Below are 2,314 nucleotides of genomic sequence, written 5' to 3'. Positions count from 1 at the left end.
CGCGCTCCGATAAACCCCATGCGCGAACTTTCCGTATGGCAGCGTCAGGAACAAGGCCATCACGGTCCCCAGGTGGATCGCCAGCAACAGCGCCATCGCCCGCGTATCCCGCAGGACCAGCAATGCCAGCCCGGTCGCACTGACCAGCAACAACAGCAGGATGAACCCACGATCCATGGGCCGCTGCTGCACATCGCCATGCAGGGGATGCCGGCGCAGGTTCAGCCACAACAGGCCGGCCGGCCCCACCAGCAAACCGATGCCGCCCAGCGTGCCCAGCACCACCGGCAAGCTCGTTACCGGATACGGCGCAGGCCAGCCCAGCAGGTAGTGGTATAGCGTGGCCACGCTGGTGGACGCGAAACACAGCATGAAGCCATAGAAGGTCGCATGGTGGAAACGTCGCCGCGCCAGCGTGAAACGGTCGCTCTCCTCGTTGCAGCCTTCGCCATGACCGCCATCCAGGTACTTCAGCCGCAGCGCATCATGGGTCGCCTCGCCTAGCGCCGCACCTGATGCATTGTCGAGGAACTGCGGCTCGGTCACATTGCGCCAGAAACTGCGCACACCGATCGCCAGCGCCAGCACCGCAAACCCGAATACCGCGCCAAACATCAGCACCAGCGTGTTGTGCGGAAAGATCGCATAGAAATTGCCGGCCAGCGGCGCATGCACCAGCGAGCCGGAGATCAACACCGCCAATACCAGGAACAGCGCCAGGCCGCCGGCCAGCGCCAGCGCGACCGTCATCCCGTTGCGCTTGTACAGCGCGCCCAGCGCGGCCGGCCAGGCATATTCGGCATAGGTCTGGACCCGCACCTTCGCCATCGCCTGCGGAATATTGACCGCGAACTCATGCGGCGGCGCGTACTGGCAGGCGTGCAGGCAGGCGCCGCAGTTGTGGCAGAGGTTGGCCAGGTAATGGATGTCGGCCTTGGCGAATTCAAGGCGGCGCGTCATCGCCGGGAATACCGCGCAAAATCCCTCGCAATAGCGGCAGGCGTTGCAAATGGTCAGCTGGCGGCTGACCTCGTCTTCGGCCGCGGTGGCGGGCATGTCGATCAGCCGTGCATTGCCACGGGCGTCCTCAAGCAAGGCTTCAAGCTGCTGCACGTTCTGCTCCCGCATGTTTTGTATTTCCGGCTGCGGTGCCGGCAGCCCCGGCCGCACGCGCCGCTTCGGTACCGGCAATCCGGCCGAATGCGGTGCCGATCGCCATGCCGACGCCAGCGGTGTATCCCTTGCCAAGCACATTGCCGGCCATCATTTCGCCAGCGACAAACAGGTTGTCGCTGGGTGTGCCGCCGAAATGCACGCGCGAGCGCTCGTCGATTTTCAGGCCAAGATAGGTAAAGGTGATGCCCGGCCGCAGCGCATAGGCATAGAACGGCGCCTTTTCCAGCGGCAGCGCCCAGTGTGTCTTGGCCGGCACCAGTCCTTCGGTATGGCAGTCGTCCATCACCGCATGGTCGAAAGTGCCGACCCGGCAGGCGCCATTGAATTCCTGCACGGTGCGCATGAACACTTGCTCATCCAGTCCGAGCTTGCGCGCCAGTTCGGGCAGGGTCGATGCCTTCACGCCGGGAAATACCGGTGGCATGAAACGCCCGATCGCGCGGCTGTCGATGATGGAATAGCCGATCTGCCCCGGCTGCTGGGCTACCAGCCGGCCCCAGCTCGCATAGCGCTTGGGCCAGAAATCTTCACCTTCGTCATAGAAGCGCACCGCGTTGCGGTTGACCATGATGCCGAGCGACACGCAATCGACGCGGGTGCAGATGCCGCCGTCATACAGCGGCGCGCGCGCATCGATCGCCACGCAATGACTCTGCGTGGGGTCGCCGATGATGTCGGCGTTGGTGCCCCTCATGAACTTGAGCAGCACGCCCATGTTGTAGCGGGTGCCGCGGATCAGGAAATTGTCGGCCGGCCATTCGCCGTTGACCTCGCCCCAGGCCTCGCGCTGCCATTCGAGATTGGACTCGAAGCCGCCGCAGGCCAGCACGCAGGTCTTCGCTTCGATCCGCTCTTTCCCGATGAAGGCTGCGACGAAGCGGCCATTGTCCAGTTCGAGCGCGTCGACCGCCGCGTCGTAGCGGATCTGCACGCCAAGCGCTTCGGCGCTACGGTAATAGGCGTTGATCAATGCCTTGCCGCCACCCATGAAAAATGCGTTGGTGCGGGGCACGTGCAGCGTACCCGACAGCGAAGGCTGGAAGCGCACGCCGTGCTTGCGCATCCAGTCGCGGCAGGTTGCCGATGCCCGGATCGCCATGCGCGCCAGCTTTTCATCGGTCTGGCCGCCGGTCACTTT

At 64.2% G+C, this 2,314-nt stretch carries 2 protein-coding genes; both read right to left on the bottom strand.

Annotation, left to right across the window (positions count from 1 at the left end):
- Positions 1-1,113 (bottom strand): tricarballylate utilization 4Fe-4S protein TcuB (tcuB, locus tag Q7T06_RS03675; RefSeq protein ID WP_370652335.1); only part of this gene is annotated, 1,113 nt, incomplete at its 3' end.
- Positions 1,100-2,314: FAD-dependent tricarballylate dehydrogenase TcuA (gene tcuA / locus Q7T06_RS03670; protein ID WP_304780328.1), on the bottom strand; the 1,215-nt coding region annotated here is incomplete at its 5' end. The genes tcuB and tcuA, both read right to left, overlap by 14 nt.

Source organism: Herminiimonas sp., from assembly GCF_030645555.1.
Classification (GTDB): Bacteria; Pseudomonadota; Gammaproteobacteria; order Burkholderiales; family Burkholderiaceae_D; genus Oxalicibacterium.
This window is presented reverse-complemented; position numbering and strand designations above follow the sequence as displayed.